The following is a 13,158-nucleotide window of genomic DNA, read 5'->3' on the forward strand; positions in this document are numbered from 1 at the left end:
CAGGCCAGCCGTGTGGGCCAGGCAGGCAATGAGCGCGACCTTGAAGGGCGCTCGCAGGTGGCATGAGGGCGTTGCAATGAGTGGCGTGGCAAGATTTGTGGGCATGTTGGTGTTGCTAGGCCTCGTAACAGTGCAGGCCCAGGCAGCACCGCATCTGCACTGGGGCGTAGGCTTTCATCGCCTTACCTTTGCGGACCCGCTCGATGGTAAGCCTATGCACGCCTACGCCTTTTATCCCTCCAGGGACGCTGCCCACACGGGGCGCCTGGAAGGCTACCAAGTCGCAGCGACCGAGAATGCAGCGATCGCCATTGGGCGCTTTCCGCTGCTGATGCTGTCTCATGGCAACACAGGCACCCCGTTGGCGCTGCATGACGTCATTACGTCGATTGCCGAACGCGGGTTTGTGGTCATAGCCGTGCTGCACCCCGGTGATAACTACCTCGATCAAAGCCGGCTGGGCACGCTTAGTAACCTGTATGGGCGACCCTTGCAGATTTCGGCGGCCATCACTGCAGCGCTGGATGAGCCGATGCTGTCACCCTTCGTGAATGCCCAACAGGTTGGGGTAATCGGCTATTCCGCTGGCGGCGAAACAGCGTTGATCCTCTCAGGGGCCCAGCCGGACCTCTCCCGGTTAAAGGCCTATTGTGTAGAACGGCCCTATGACGCCGATGCCTGTAAGCGCCACGGTGAACTCGTCGCTGACCGCAAGGACTTGACTGCCAAAGCCGACCCTCGGGTGCATGCGCTGTTGCTGATGGCACCGCTGAGCCTGATGTTTGGCCGCCATGCGCTGGCGACGGTTCATGTGCCCACGTTGATTTACGCTGGCGACAACGACCAACTGGTGGCGGTGGACAAAAACGCCGAAGCGCTTGCGCGAAAGCTGCCTGTGAAGGCGCGTTATCATGCGTTGGCTGGCGCGGGGCATTTTGTCTTCATGGCGCCCTGCACCCCTGAGCAGGCTCGAGAACTGCCTGCACTGTGCCAAGACGCCCAAGGCGTAGACAGGGCGGGTATCCATCGCAGCATGATCGACGAGGCCGGCCGTTTCTTCACCCAGGCCCTTGGCAGGCCCAGCCGGGCCGGGTTGCAGACCGCCGACCAATAGCAGCTGGCGCGGCCGTGCTCAGGCTGGTCGCCCTTCACGAGCTAGCCAGCCGATTAGCCCCAGGCCCGTCATGGACAGCCCTGCTGCGCAGAGGAATATCGGCGCATAGCCAGCGCTGGCCGCCAGTGCGCCCATCATCGGCCCTGCCAGGGCAAGTGCGATGTCGAAGAACACCGCGAACGCCCCGAGCCCCGAACCTCGGCTGGCCGCAGGTACCCGTTCGATGGCGAGCACCCCTAGTGCAGGGTAGACCAATGACAGGCCGAACCCCGCCAGGCTTGCGCCGATCAGGGCAAACACAGGGGAGGGCGCCAACCATAGGCAGAGAAAACCCAGGGTTTCTACGCTCAAGCAGGCAAAGGCTACGGTAAAGCCGCCGTAGTGGTTAATGGCGTTGATAAACACCAGCCGAGCCAATACGAAGCAGGCACCAAACGCCGTGAGGCAGAAGGCCGCGCCTGCCCAGCCCTGTTCGAAGTAGTACAGGGTGATGAACGTAGTGAGCGTGCCATACCCGATGGACGCCAGGCACAAGCCTATGCCGTAAGGCGCCACCCGGCCGAACGCTGACCAGAAGGGTAGCCGTTCGCCCCGGATCACCGGCACGCTTTCCCGTTTGCGCAGCATGACCAGCCCAAGTGTAGCGAGTGCCAGAAGGGCTACGCCCAGGGAGTGGAAGCCCAGGTCCGCGGTCATGACCACGCCCAGGGGTGCGCCGATGGCAATGGCGCCGTAGGACGCAATACCGTTCCAGGAAATCACCTTGGCCGTGTGTTCGGGCCCTACGTGCCCGATGCCCCAGCTACTGGTGCCCACCCCTATCAGGCCTTGGCCTACGCCCAACAGCAGCCGCGCGACCACCAGTACCGTCACGCTTGCCTGGGGCCATGCCTGTGACAGGGTTGCGATCAGGGTCAGCGCGCCGCTGGCGGCGACTGCATATAGCCCATAGGTGATGGTGCGCTTAGTGCCCAAGCTGTCAGCCAAACGTCCCGCGAGGGGGCGTATCAGGAGCGTGGCCACGTATTGGGCTGCAATCACCACACCGGCCAGGACCGCACTGAAGCCCAGCACATCGTGAACGTAGCCAGGCAATACGGCGATGGGCAAGCCGATGCAGAAGAACGCGATGAAGGTATAGAAGACGATGGACAGGATTTGCAGGGTGATAGCGCTGGAGCGCTCAGGGGTAGTGCCGGGCGAAAGGGTCATGGCGCGCTCATGGACAGTGGGCCTGCGCCTATGATGGCCAGCCCGCCGCCAAAATGAAAGAAGGCTGAGCAGCAGCGACTCGGGCCTGTGCCAGCGCAGCAGGCCCGAGTCGTTCACGCAGTGGCGCTGATCGGCTATACGCCGATACCTGCCAGGCGCTGCTACACCACGCCCTGGCTACGCAAGTATTCGTCATAGGTACCGCTGAAATCCACCACGCCGGTGGGTGTCAGCTCAAGAATGCGCGTGGCCAGCGAAGACACGAACTCCCGATCGTGGCTCACGAACAGCAGGGTGCCTGGGTAATTTTCCAGCGCCAGGTTCAGCGCCTCGATCGATTCCATGTCCAGGTGGTTGGTGGGTTCGTCCATGATCAGCACGTTAGGCTTTTGCAGGATCAGCTTGCCGAACAGCATACGGCCTTGCTCGCCCCCGGAGATCACCTTCACCGACTTGGCAATTTCGTCGCTGGAGAACAGCATGCGGCCCAGCGTGCCTCGCACAAGTTGCTCGCCGCCTTGGGTCCATTGGCCCATCCAGTCGAACAGCGTGGCATCGTCTTCAAAATCGGAGGCGTGATCCTGAGCGTAGTAGCCCAACTCTGCGCTGTCGGTCCATTTCACCAGGCCCTTGTCTGCTTGCAGTTCGCTCATCAGCATGCGCAACAAGGTGGTCTTGCCAATGCCGTTGGGGCCGATGATTGCCACACGCTCGCCGGCTTCTACCTGGAAGCCAAGGCGTTCGAACAGGGGCTTTCCGTCAAAGCCTTTGGAGAGGTTATCGACCGTGACCGCCTGGCGGTGCAGCTTCTTGTTCTGCTCGAAACGAATGAACGGGCTGACTCGACTCGACGGCTTGACTTCCGACAGCTGGATTTTGTCGATCTGCTTGGCGCGGGACGTGGCCTGCTTGGCTTTGGAGGCATTGGCAGAGAAGCGGCTGACAAAGGTCTGCAATTCGGCGATCTGCGCCTTTTTCTTCGCATTGTCCGCCAGCAGTTGCTCACGCGACTGAGTGGCGGCGGTCATGTACTCATCGTAGTTGCCGGGGAACAGTCGCAGCTCTCCGTAATCCAGGTCAGCCATGTGGGTACACACGCTGTTAAGGAAGTGGCGGTCGTGAGAAATGATCACCATGGTGCTGTTACGGGCAGTTAGCACGGTTTCCAGCCAGCGGATGGTGTTGATGTCCAGGTGGTTGGTGGGTTCGTCCAGCAGCAGTACATCCGGGTCGGAGAACAGTGCCTGAGCCAACAGCACCCGCAGCTTCCAACCAGGGGACACCTCGCTCATCGGGCCGAAGTGCTGTTCGAGGGGGATGCCCAGGCCTAGCAGCAGCTCCCCGGCGCGGGATTCGGCGGTGTAGCCGTCCATTTCAGCGAACTCGGTTTCCAGCTCCGCGACAGCCATGCCGTCGGCTTCGGACATTTCTGGCAGGCCGTAGATGCGGTCGCGCTCCGCCTTGACCTTCCAGAGCTGCTCGTGGCCCATGATGACGGTGTCGATGACGCTGAAGGCCTCGTACGCGAACTGATCCTGGCGCAGTTTGCCAAGGCGTACGTTCGGTTCAAGCATTACCTGACCGCCGCTAGGCTCCAGATCGCCGCCGAGGATCTTCATGAAGGTCGACTTTCCGCAACCGTTCGCACCGATCAGGCCGTAGCGATTGCCGTTGTTGAATTTGACCGAGACGTTCTCGAACAGCGGCTTTGGACCGAACTGCATCGTAATATTGGCGGTGGAGATCAAGTGTTTTACCTTTCAATGACGTACAGCGGAGCTGATGCTGCTGATAACAATTTAGAATGCTTCCGCTCACCTGCGCATGGGGGCATGTGCCTGGTGTGAAACGAACCGGCATGCTGGTAAGGGCAATTACCCAGCAATGTGAGAAGAGCAGGTGTCGGTGAGTGCGAGCGTTGGCGGTATTGTCGCATAGGTATGACAGCAATTGTATGGCAGTGGGGGCGCTGCTGCGTGTGCTTACCATGCTAATAGCCACAAATTTAATAAGGATTGGTCCCATTGGATCAAATCCAAGAGTGACGTGGGTCACAATCTGGATTAGCTTTAGGGGCCTTGCGCAGCGGACGCTGCCGGAACAGCAAGCTGAAAGGAGTCAGTCAGGTGAGAAGTTGGTTGTCTAAAACCCTGGTAGGGGCGGGCTTTGCATTGGTACTTATCCCAGGCACGGCCTGGTTGATTTTCTGGAGTTACTTCTACATGGGTCTGGGCCTGGAAGCCCTGGTTTCCCGCCAACCCTGGCACCTGCAAGAGGCGGTCGGGGCGGTTACGCTCGCACTGTGCTGGTTTGGTGTACTAAGCCTGTGGCGGGTGTTCTTTCTGTTTATCCAGGCAGGGGCGGTACCAGGCCTGCCGCTACGCCTGGCAACCGTCTTCGCCTTCGCGGGTGCCGTTCAACTGACGTTGGCCTGCCCTGTAATGACGGTGCTCAGACCACTGCCGGAAGCAGGGCTGATGCTGGCCCTTCATTGGGGCTGGCTATGCGGAAGGGGGTTTGGCTTCGCCAGCGAGCCCAAAGTGGGCTAATGCCAGGTCGGCGGCGTTAACGCAATATTCTGCGGTGAATCGAGGCAGTGATCGAGCGCAGCAAGTCGGTCAGCTCACCGATCTGCCAAGGCTTTTGCAGGAAACGAATATTGCCTTCGCTTTCACCCGCAGAGCCCGTAGTAAGGATGATCGGAATGGAAGGCCACTTTTTACACACTTCTTTGGCGAACTCCCAGCCATTGAGCGTGCCCGGCATCATATAGTCGGTGACCACGATCGCCACGTCATCTGGGTTTTTGCGCATGTAGCTCATCGCTTCATCAGCTGTTTCAAAGCTGACGACCAAGAGGTCCAATTCCTCGACTACCACCTCGGCGAGGAAACGCAGCACTTCATCGTCTTCGGCGATAAGCACTTTAAGGCGAGAACCTTCGTTAAACAATGGCACACCCGTCACTGCACTGAACTCCATTGACTAGCATTTCCCCAACGACCACTGGCACTAGACAGGCTTCCAGGCACGGGGATGTTGCAAGCCTCTGACCCCAGAATAACAAAGGGTTCCGCGTGAGTGTACAAAAGTGTCAGGCCTTAGGTGCAGGTCGCGGCCTCTGTCACCTTTTTCAGGGCCTTGGGCACTGATTTAAGGCAAGGTGGCTCGCGCGCCTAGTAAGGTGCATCGGCCCCGGACAACGGCTCGGTCGCCACTGCACACGTGATATGACCTGCACTTACCTCATCAGCGTACACCTTGAGGCGTGACTCGCCACGCTCGAACACTTCGACCATGCGCAGCAAGGCCTGCGCATGAGCCTGGAAAGCATGGGCGTGCGCGTGATTGTTAGTGTCCTGCAACCGATGGGCAATCCCTTTGAGTTCCACTGCAGACCACTTCAGGTCCAGTGCGATGCCTTCAAGGTTGCGCTTGAGTTCCTGTTCAGTTTTGCCAAGGCTCATCTGTATCTACGCCTCCATTGCGTTTAGCCAGGGCCTATGGCCTGCCCTAGCCTAGGTAGGCATCATCCGCAAGCTGGCACGCGGTGGCAAATTCAGGCGACAACCGGAGCCAGCCATCATGATGCCTTGCGCGGCTTGCGTGTAGCCCTTGGCTTCGCGGCCTTGGTAGTGGGTGCCTCACGCGAAGCGGGCTTGGCGGCTGAGGTTGCAGCAGGCTTAGCGCTGCCTTTACCCCCCAGGCTCCGCTTCAGCAACTCGGTAAGGTCGATGACGTCCGCGCCCTGCTTGCTGGCCGTGTCTTCAGTGGATTCAACGTCTTCGATCTCGCCATCGTTAGCCTTGCGGTGTACAAGCTCCATGATTTTGGCTTCGAACTGATCGGTGTAGCCCTCTGGGGACCAGTCTCCGCTCATGTCTTCTACCAGGCGCTTGGCCATGTCCAGTTCACCCTTTTTAAGTGTGGCCTCGGTCACCTCAGCCCCTAGCTCCAGGGTGTCGAGGCCGCGTACTTCGGCGGGCCAGCGGAGCTTTACCAACACTAGCGCATCGTCGAGCGGCATTACCGCAGTAAGGTACTGGCGCGTATGAAGCACTACCAGAGCGAGCGCAACTTTGTCCGTCTGCCTCAGTGTTTCGCGAAGCAGGGCATACACTTTTTCGCCGCGGCGGTCAGGGGCAAGGTAATAAGGGGTGTCGATATTGGGCAAGGGTATCTGGGCGCTGTCGACAAACGAGAAAATCTCAATGGTCTGGGTCGACACCGGGTGCGCTGCCTTGATTTCCTCTTCGCTCAGCACAACGTAGCGGCCTTTCTCGTACGCCACCCCTTTAACGATATTCTCAGCCTTCATTTCTTCGCCGGTGGCTTTGTTCACCCGTTTGTAGCCGACCGGGTCCATGCTGCGTTTGTCGAGCCAATCAAAATCTATCCCGTGGGACGCGGTTGCGGACACCAGCGCAACAGGGATGTGAACCAAACCAAAGCTGATGGCGCCTTTCCAAATAGCACGGGGCATGGAGGTGAACCTGCCAAATGAGGATGATGATTAACGGACCTACCAGGCTTGCTTGAAGTTCACGCGCACCTTCAGGGCTGGTGAGCAGATGGGTAAACTGCACGACAGCACGCCTCGCAAGAGTGCAAAATGCACGGTCGATTGCGTGTGATTTATTAAGACATGGACGTAAGCTATTGTTTATAAAGGACTGACGAGCGGTATTTTCTCAGGCATGGAAGCTGCTTAGCAGGGAGTGTTCTGAAACGCGAACTCATGGAGAGTGTGTTGTCTGCCGGTGAGTTACCCGCAGCTAGGCGGTCAGGGCACTCACTGAATAAAAGGGAGAGCGACAATGCTGTCGACGCTAGAACTACGCAATATCATTGAAAGTAGCTTCCTGCCACAACGCTGCCAGTGCATCCAGGGCCCAGGCCAGTCATTGACCGTCAAGGTGTTCGCGCCCAACTCCGACCGCCCTGAGGTCGTCGCTACAGGGATCGATGCCCGCCAGCTGACCAGTAGCCGCGCCATCTCGAACCTTATCGCCAGCGTGCGGAAGGACATGACCAGTCGCCCAGTCGTGCAGGCTCACCGGCTTCGACAGATGGCAGCCATCGCATAAGCTGCGGTTCCGTTTCCGAAAACCCGCACCGCCTCACGGCGTTGCGGGTTTTTTAGTCCCTGTAAAACACCTGCACCAGGTGATACCCAAAGCGGCTTTTGATAGGGCCGTGCACGACTTTGAGTGGCTTGCGGAAAATCACCTGGTCGATGGAAGTGACCATCTGGCCAGGCCGCACTTCGCCTAAGTCGCCGCCGCGTTTCCCTGAGGGGCATACGGAGTGTTTGCGGGCAAGCAGGTCAAAGGCTTCGCCTTTAGCCAACTTGGTCCGGAGGGTTTCAGCCTGTTCGGCTGTCTTGACTAAGATATGGCGAGCCTGGGCTTTCATAAACGAAGGTATGACCTGTTCCTAAAAAGGGCGTATGAATGAGCGCTTAGTTTATACGTGCCCGCCCGCTTGTGGCTTATTCCCCGATCATCTCGCGAATCTTCACGGCCAGGGCTTCGAGGGTAAAAGGCTTGCCGACGATATCCATGCCTTCTTCAAGGTAGGCGCTGCGGTCGGCAGCCTTGTCGATGTAGCCCGTCATGAACAACACCTTGAGCCCAGGCCGTTGGCGGCGTGCTATTTCGGCAAGTTGGCGCCCGTTGACTATCGGCAGGCCCACATCGGTGACCAGCAAGTCTATGCGCAGTGCAGACTCCAACAACGGCACTGCGACTTCTGCATTAGCCGCCGCATGACCGTGATAGCCCAACTCATCCAGCACGTTCAATACCAACATACGGACCGCCGGGTCATCTTCCACCACAAGTACACTTTCGCCCCGTTGGGCCAAAGGTGCGGCGTTTTCCGGCTGCGTCGTGCTGTTGGCTTCCTCTGGCGCCTGGTAGCGGGGGAGGTAAATGCACACTTCGGTGCCTTGACCTGGCTCGCTCTTCAAGGTGACATGGCCTCCACTCTGCTGGGCGAAGCCGTAGATCATCGATAGGCCAAGGCCAGTGCCCTGGCCCATGGGTTTAGTGGTAAAGAAGGGGTCAAAGGCTTTGGCCTGGGTGGAGGGCGACATGCCCGTACCGGTATCGCTCACGCTTAAAACTACATACTCCCCCGGCCGTACCGGTTCCATGGGTTGATTGGCATGGGGCTCAGTGAACGCCCGGTTGGTGCTGGCAATGGTTAGGCGGCCGCCCTCAGGCATGGCATCCCGCGCGTTGATAACCAGGTTGAGCAGGGCACTCTCCAGTTGGTTGGGATCAGTGTGTGCGCTCCAGGTAGTTGGATTCAGCGTCAGTACCAAGTCAATGTGCTCACCCGTGGTGCGGGCTAACAGGTCTTCCAGAGAATGAACCAGCGCGTTGGGCTCGATACGCTGCCGGTCAAGGGACTGGCGGCGGGAGAAGGCCAACAGGCGATGCGTCAGGGCCGCTGCGCGCTGTGCGGAGCCCAGAGCGGCGTCGGCAAACCGGCCAATATCGCCAGTGTTGCCCTTAGCGATGTAGCGTTTCATCAGCTCCAGGCTACCCATGATCCCGGTAAGCATATTATTGAAGTCGTGGGCGATGCCGCCGGTGAGCTGGCCGACAGCTTCCATCTTCTGCGCATGGCGCAACAGCTCTTCGGCGCGCTCGCGTTCCTGAGCTTCATTGAGTAGGCGCCGGTTCGCGTCAGCCAAAGCACGAGTGCGCTCGATCACGCGCTGCTCGAGGGTTTCGTTAAGCTCGCGCAGGGCTTGCTCGGCCAGCTTTCGCTCAGTGATATCAATGGAGGCGCCGATAAAGCGGAAGGGCCGGCCATGATCGTCTCTGAAGCAGCGGCCGCGTGCGAACACCCAGTGCCAGGTGCTGCCGGTTTGTAGCAAGCGGTACTCTTCGGCAAACTCGCCGCTGCCATGAATACAGGCTTTGATTTGCCGCGCCACGAAGGCCCGGTCGTCGGGGTGCACTGCAGCGAGGTAATCCCCTATGGGGCGGTGCCCCGCTTGCAATGGCTCCACATGGTGCATATGCGCGAAGTGCGCATCGGCGATGAAGCGGTCTTCGCGAATGAACCAGTCCCAGGTGCCGACGGCGTTGGTAGCGTCCAGCGCCAGGCGCAGCCGTTCCTCAGATGCCTGATTGGCCCGCTGTTGGTACGCAAGCCGCTGCTGCAGTGGAGTGCCTTGCTTGGGCTGAGGAGGCGCGACCACGGTAATCAGGGCGCCTACCACGCCGCCGTGATCGGCACGCAAAGGCGTGAAATAGCCGTCCAGCCGTTCGCTGGCCTGCGCTGTAGCGGCGCGCCCAAAGCCGCTGGCTACATCTTCCAGCCGGGTTGGCACGCCCTCACTGACGGTGGCAAGCGCCTTGCATAACGGAGCTATCAGGCTCGGAAACAGTTTGCTCAGCGCCAAGCCCTGACTGGCGTCAGTTAACCCAAACAAGGAAAAGAACGCCGGGTTACCCAGGACGGCTTGCTCGCTGCCCCAGACCACCGCCGTGGGCACCGGTGCGTTGAGTGCGATGTCTACCGCCATGCCCAGGCCGTGAGGCCAGGCGCCGGGTATCGGTTCGCCGGCAGCGCGGCCCGCGCTCCTGGGTGTCGCCGGGTTGCTGACTGTCATCGTATTACCTGTCCCTGCCATTGGATTTGCACCATGTGGCCAATAACGGCCACTCTATAGGCCGTCACGCCTACCGACCTCAACCCATCACTGGTGGACCTTACTCATGGACCTTACGGCCCTGCTCAAGCTGCTTGCCACACAGGACGGCTCGGACCTGTACCTGTCTACAGGTGCGCCACCGTGCGCTAAGTTCAATGGCGTACTCCGCCCGCTCGGCACCGATGCGCTAAAGCCCGGTGAAGTGGCACAGATCGCGGCCAGCATCATGGACGCCGAGCAACGGGCCGAGTTCGATAAAGAACTGGAAATGAATCTAGCACTGTCGGTACCTGGCGTCGGCCGATTCAGGATAAACATCTTCAAACAACGCAATGAAGTGTCCGTGGTCGCGCGCAATGTGAAGCTGGACATTCCGTTGTTCGATGATCTCAAGCTGCCTCCTGTGTTGCTCGACGTGGTCATGCGCAAGCATGGCCTAGTGCTCTTCATCGGTGCGACAGGCTCCGGCAAGTCTACCTCCCTGGCTGCCTTGATCGACCACCGTAACCGTAGCAGCAGTGGCCACATCATTACGATCGAAGACCCTGTGGAGTATATCCACCGTCACAAGAAGTGCATCGTCAACCAGCGGGAGGTGGGCGTAGATACCCGAAGTTTTCGCGCCGCGCTCAAAAATACCCTTCGTCAGGCCCCAGATGTGATCCTGATTGGGGAAATACGTGACCGCGAGACCATGGAGCACGCCCTGGCGTTCGCGGACACCGGCCACTTGGCGATTTCAACGCTCCATGCCAATAACGCCAACCAGGCGCTGGACCGCATCATCAACTTCTTCCCCGAAGAGCGCCGGGTTCAACTGATCAATGACTTGGGCAATAACCTGCAAGCGTTCGTTTCACAGCGGCTGGTCAAGACTGTCGACGGCAAGCGTCGTGCGGCCGTTGAGGTGATGTTGGGGTCGCCCACCGTTCGGGACCTGATTCACCGGGGCGAATTCGGTGAACTCAAGGGCATTATGGAAAAGTCGGTGAACCTGGGCATGCGCACCTTCGACATGGCGCTGTTCGACCTCGTCGTGGAAGGGGCCATTAGCGAGGAGGAAGCCCTGAAGAACGCGGACTCAGTCAATAACCTGCGCTTGCGCCTGAAATTACAGCCCGATGCATCTGCCGAGCGCAGCCTGCCAGCGGGCAGGCCAGCGCCCGCCCCACAGCCAGCCGTACGCAATTGGGGGTTGGTCGAGGACGAAGACGCGGCCGACTGACGCCGTACGAGCCGCTGGAGGTGCCAGCGCTCTAAACCATTTTCAACGCGTGTTTACGCTGAGGGGCGGGGAAGGCAGCGTCTAGGTCTGCAAGGTCCTGGGCGGTCAGGCTTAAGGCCGCCGCGCTTGCATTGAGTCGTAGGTGTTCAGGGTCCACGGCTTTAGGAATGGCCATCACCTGACCGCTGCGAATGACCCACGCCAGACACACCTGCGCGCTGGTTGCCTGGTGCCTGTGGGCAATGGCCTGTAGCACAGGGTGTTGAAGAAAGCGTCCACCCTGGCCAATAGGGCAATAAGCCATAACCGGCATCTGGTGCGCGGCAGCCCAAGGTAATAGGTCGAATTCAACCCCTCGGGCCTCTGGGTTGTAGAGCACCTGTTGAGTGGCGCAGCCTTCGAGCAGGGCATGCCGCAGCTCAGGCTCGTCGAAATTCGACAGGCCCCATGCGCCTATCTTGCCACTGGCCTTGAGCTGCTCGAAGCCTTCGATTGTCTCCTCCAGCGGGTGCTGCCCTGGCCAATGCAGCAGGTAAAGGTCCAGGCGCTCCACGCCCAAACGCTTCAGGCTGCGCTCGCACGCAGCCACTACGCCCGTGCGGCTCGCATTGTGCGGGTACACCTTGCTCACCAGGTAAACAGGCTGCGTGCATCCGCGCAGTGCTTCGCCGACAACGCGCTCGGCACCGCCTTCAGCGTACATTTCTGCGGTATCGATCAGGGTCATGCCCAGGTCAAGGCCAAGGCGCAGCGCCGCGATTTCAGCCTGCTTTAAGGCGGGGTCTTCACCCATGTGCCAGGTGCCTTGCCCGATAGGGGGGAGTGATGTTCCAGCCAGTTGCAGCGTAGCCATGACACGGATCCTCAAAGCGCAGGGTAGAACACCTTTACCGATAATGAGTGGGCTAGCGTCGCGGTGCAGGCGACACGAACCTGAGTGGCTAATCAGCCGGTTACTCGCTGGCCCTCGTCAGCGTTGCCACCAGCACGTCGTAGAGGGCCTGGGCGGCGCTGGACAGCCGGTGATCGGCCAACCGCATTAATCCGATTCGTCTTTCGATCCGGGGTTCCTCCAGGGGCAGGCAGCACGCGCCCGCTTCGTGCATCTGCTGAGCGCACAAGGCTGGCACTGCGCTCACCCCCAGGCCGTGGGCAACCATGCGGCCAACGGTGCTCAATTGATGCGTCTCGAATGCAACCGCCAGGCGGCCATGGCGTGGCTGTAAGTCCGCTTCAAGCAATAGCCTCACAGCGGAAGGGCGCTGCAAGGTGATGAAGTCGTGGGTGAGCAAGTGTGCCCAGGTTACGCTGGCAGACTTGGCCAACGGCCAGTCTCCAGGGACCACTGCTACGAAGCGGTCTGTGAACAAGGGCTGAAACAGCAGGGAAGGGGCAGCAGGGGGTTCAAAGCCGATACCCAGTTCCACCCGGCGTTGGCGTACCATTTCCAGTACCTGTTCGTTGACCACATCATGCACCGCCACGTTAACCTTGGGGTGCTGGTCCTTGAAGCGCCGCAGGGCGTGCGGCAGCAGGTTACCGGCGAAGGAGGGCATCGCGGCAATGGCCACCTTACCCAGTTGCAAGGTGAAGTGCTGACGCAGCCGCTCTTCGACATTGTCCCAATCGGCTAGCAGCTGTCGAGCCAGGGGCAATAGGGTTTCGCCTTCAGGCGTGAGGCCTACACTGCGGGTGGTGCGTACTAGCAGCGGGCCACCCAGGTCGTCTTCGAGCGCTTTGATGCTCAGGCTCAGGGCGGGTTGAGACAGGTGCAGGCGCTCGCCGGCCTGGGCAAAGTTCAGCGTCTGCGCCACGGCGAGAAATGCCCTGAGCTGGCGGGGATTCATTGGCATGCCTTATTAATCGATCAATAAAACAAAATTAACAAATAACTCGCACCGGCGGAATATAGCGGGCACAGGCCTTCCAGGCGCC

At 59.8% G+C, this 13,158-nt stretch carries 13 protein-coding genes; 4 read left to right on the forward strand and 9 right to left on the reverse strand.

Annotation, left to right across the window (positions count from 1 at the left end; translation table 11 throughout):
* Positions 1-76: 76 nt before the first annotated feature.
* Positions 77-1,114 carry an alpha/beta hydrolase family protein gene (locus tag AC4LE2_RS09335; protein ID WP_491828101.1) on the forward strand — a complete coding sequence of 346 codons (1,038 nt, stop codon included), beginning with the start codon at positions 77-79 and terminating at the stop codon, positions 1,112-1,114.
* 18 nt (positions 1,115-1,132) lie between these two features.
* On the opposite strand, the gene AC4LE2_RS09340 is transcribed toward AC4LE2_RS09335, so the two are convergent.
* Both AC4LE2_RS09340 and AC4LE2_RS09345 read right to left on the reverse strand, forming a co-directional pair.
* Complete coding sequence (locus AC4LE2_RS09340) at positions 1,133-2,326, reverse strand: MFS transporter (RefSeq protein ID WP_491825483.1); 1,194 nt, start codon at positions 2,324-2,326, stop codon at positions 1,133-1,135.
* 161 nt (positions 2,327-2,487) lie between these two features.
* Positions 2,488-4,074, reverse strand: coding sequence for an ABC-F family ATPase (locus tag AC4LE2_RS09345; RefSeq protein ID WP_491825484.1), 1,587 nt, complete (start codon positions 4,072-4,074; stop codon positions 2,488-2,490).
* A gap of 378 nt (positions 4,075-4,452) precedes the next feature.
* Between AC4LE2_RS09345 and AC4LE2_RS09350 the strand changes: the two genes are divergently transcribed.
* Positions 4,453-4,875, forward strand: a complete 423-nt coding sequence (locus AC4LE2_RS09350; RefSeq protein ID WP_491825485.1) for a hypothetical protein — start codon at positions 4,453-4,455, stop codon at positions 4,873-4,875.
* Between the two features lie 16 nt (positions 4,876-4,891).
* On the opposite strand, the gene AC4LE2_RS09355 is transcribed toward AC4LE2_RS09350, so the two are convergent.
* From AC4LE2_RS09355 to ku, 3 genes are all read right to left on the reverse strand, one after another.
* On the reverse strand, positions 4,892-5,308 hold the full coding sequence (locus AC4LE2_RS09355; RefSeq protein ID WP_491825486.1) for a response regulator: 417 nt from the start codon (positions 5,306-5,308) through the stop codon (positions 4,892-4,894).
* Between the two features lie 194 nt (positions 5,309-5,502).
* Complete coding sequence (locus AC4LE2_RS09360; RefSeq protein ID WP_491825487.1) at positions 5,503-5,793, reverse strand: hypothetical protein; 291 nt, start codon at positions 5,791-5,793, stop codon at positions 5,503-5,505.
* A gap of 116 nt (positions 5,794-5,909) precedes the next feature.
* Positions 5,910-6,809 carry a non-homologous end joining protein Ku gene (ku, locus tag AC4LE2_RS09365; RefSeq protein WP_491825488.1) on the reverse strand — a complete coding sequence of 300 codons (900 nt, stop codon included), beginning with the start codon at positions 6,807-6,809 and terminating at the stop codon, positions 5,910-5,912.
* Between the two features lie 334 nt (positions 6,810-7,143).
* On the opposite strand from ku, the gene AC4LE2_RS09370 reads away from it, so the two are divergent.
* The gene (locus AC4LE2_RS09370; protein ID WP_491825489.1) at positions 7,144-7,413 is read left to right on the forward strand and encodes a DUF1652 domain-containing protein; all 270 of its coding nucleotides are present in this window, start codon (positions 7,144-7,146) and stop codon (positions 7,411-7,413) included.
* Positions 7,414-7,465: 52 nt separating this feature from the next.
* Here AC4LE2_RS09370 and AC4LE2_RS09375 read toward each other — a convergent pair whose 3' ends face one another.
* Together AC4LE2_RS09375 and AC4LE2_RS09380 are read right to left on the reverse strand one after the other, a co-directional pair.
* Positions 7,466-7,741, reverse strand: a complete 276-nt coding sequence (locus AC4LE2_RS09375; protein ID WP_491825490.1) for a peptidylprolyl isomerase — start codon at positions 7,739-7,741, stop codon at positions 7,466-7,468.
* A gap of 76 nt (positions 7,742-7,817) precedes the next feature.
* The gene (locus tag AC4LE2_RS09380; protein WP_491825491.1) at positions 7,818-9,956 is read right to left on the reverse strand and encodes an ATP-binding protein; all 2,139 of its coding nucleotides are present in this window, start codon (positions 9,954-9,956) and stop codon (positions 7,818-7,820) included.
* A gap of 106 nt (positions 9,957-10,062) precedes the next feature.
* On the opposite strand from AC4LE2_RS09380, the gene AC4LE2_RS09385 reads away from it, so the two are divergent.
* Positions 10,063-11,223 carry a PilT/PilU family type 4a pilus ATPase gene (locus tag AC4LE2_RS09385; RefSeq protein ID WP_491825492.1) on the forward strand — a complete coding sequence of 387 codons (1,161 nt, stop codon included), beginning with the start codon at positions 10,063-10,065 and terminating at the stop codon, positions 11,221-11,223.
* A 31-nt stretch (positions 11,224-11,254) separates the two neighbouring features.
* Here AC4LE2_RS09385 and AC4LE2_RS09390 read toward each other — a convergent pair whose 3' ends face one another.
* Positions 11,255-12,076: an aldo/keto reductase gene (locus tag AC4LE2_RS09390; RefSeq protein WP_491825493.1), complete on the reverse strand. Its 822-nt coding sequence runs from the start codon at positions 12,074-12,076 to the stop codon at positions 11,255-11,257.
* A gap of 100 nt (positions 12,077-12,176) precedes the next feature.
* Positions 12,177-13,070: a LysR family transcriptional regulator gene (locus AC4LE2_RS09395; protein WP_491825494.1), complete on the reverse strand. Its 894-nt coding sequence runs from the start codon at positions 13,068-13,070 to the stop codon at positions 12,177-12,179.
* Between the last annotated feature and the right edge of the window lie 88 nt (positions 13,071-13,158).

Source organism: Pseudomonas sp. 9.3L, assembly GCF_058536285.1.

Coding starts and splice junctions, on each gene's coding strand:
- AC4LE2_RS09380 (WP_491825491.1), bottom strand. CDS start 9,956: ATGACAGTCAGCAACCCGGCGACACCCAGGAGCGCGGGCCGCGCTGCC.
- AC4LE2_RS09370 (WP_491825489.1), top strand. CDS start 7,144: ATGCTGTCGACGCTAGAACTACGCAATATCATTGAAAGTAGCTTCCTG.
- AC4LE2_RS09375 (WP_491825490.1), bottom strand. CDS start 7,741: ATGAAAGCCCAGGCTCGCCATATCTTAGTCAAGACAGCCGAACAGGCT.
- AC4LE2_RS09355 (WP_491825486.1), bottom strand. CDS start 5,308: ATGGAGTTCAGTGCAGTGACGGGTGTGCCATTGTTTAACGAAGGTTCT.
- AC4LE2_RS09390 (WP_491825493.1), bottom strand. CDS start 12,076: ATGGCTACGCTGCAACTGGCTGGAACATCACTCCCCCCTATCGGGCAA.
- ku (WP_491825488.1), bottom strand. CDS start 6,809: ATGCCCCGTGCTATTTGGAAAGGCGCCATCAGCTTTGGTTTGGTTCAC.
- AC4LE2_RS09395 (WP_491825494.1), bottom strand. CDS start 13,070: ATGAATCCCCGCCAGCTCAGGGCATTTCTCGCCGTGGCGCAGACGCTG.
- AC4LE2_RS09340 (WP_491825483.1), bottom strand. CDS start 2,326: ATGACCCTTTCGCCCGGCACTACCCCTGAGCGCTCCAGCGCTATCACC.
- AC4LE2_RS09335 (WP_491828101.1), top strand. CDS start 77: ATGAGTGGCGTGGCAAGATTTGTGGGCATGTTGGTGTTGCTAGGCCTC.
- AC4LE2_RS09385 (WP_491825492.1), top strand. CDS start 10,063: ATGGACCTTACGGCCCTGCTCAAGCTGCTTGCCACACAGGACGGCTCG.
- AC4LE2_RS09360 (WP_491825487.1), bottom strand. CDS start 5,793: ATGAGCCTTGGCAAAACTGAACAGGAACTCAAGCGCAACCTTGAAGGC.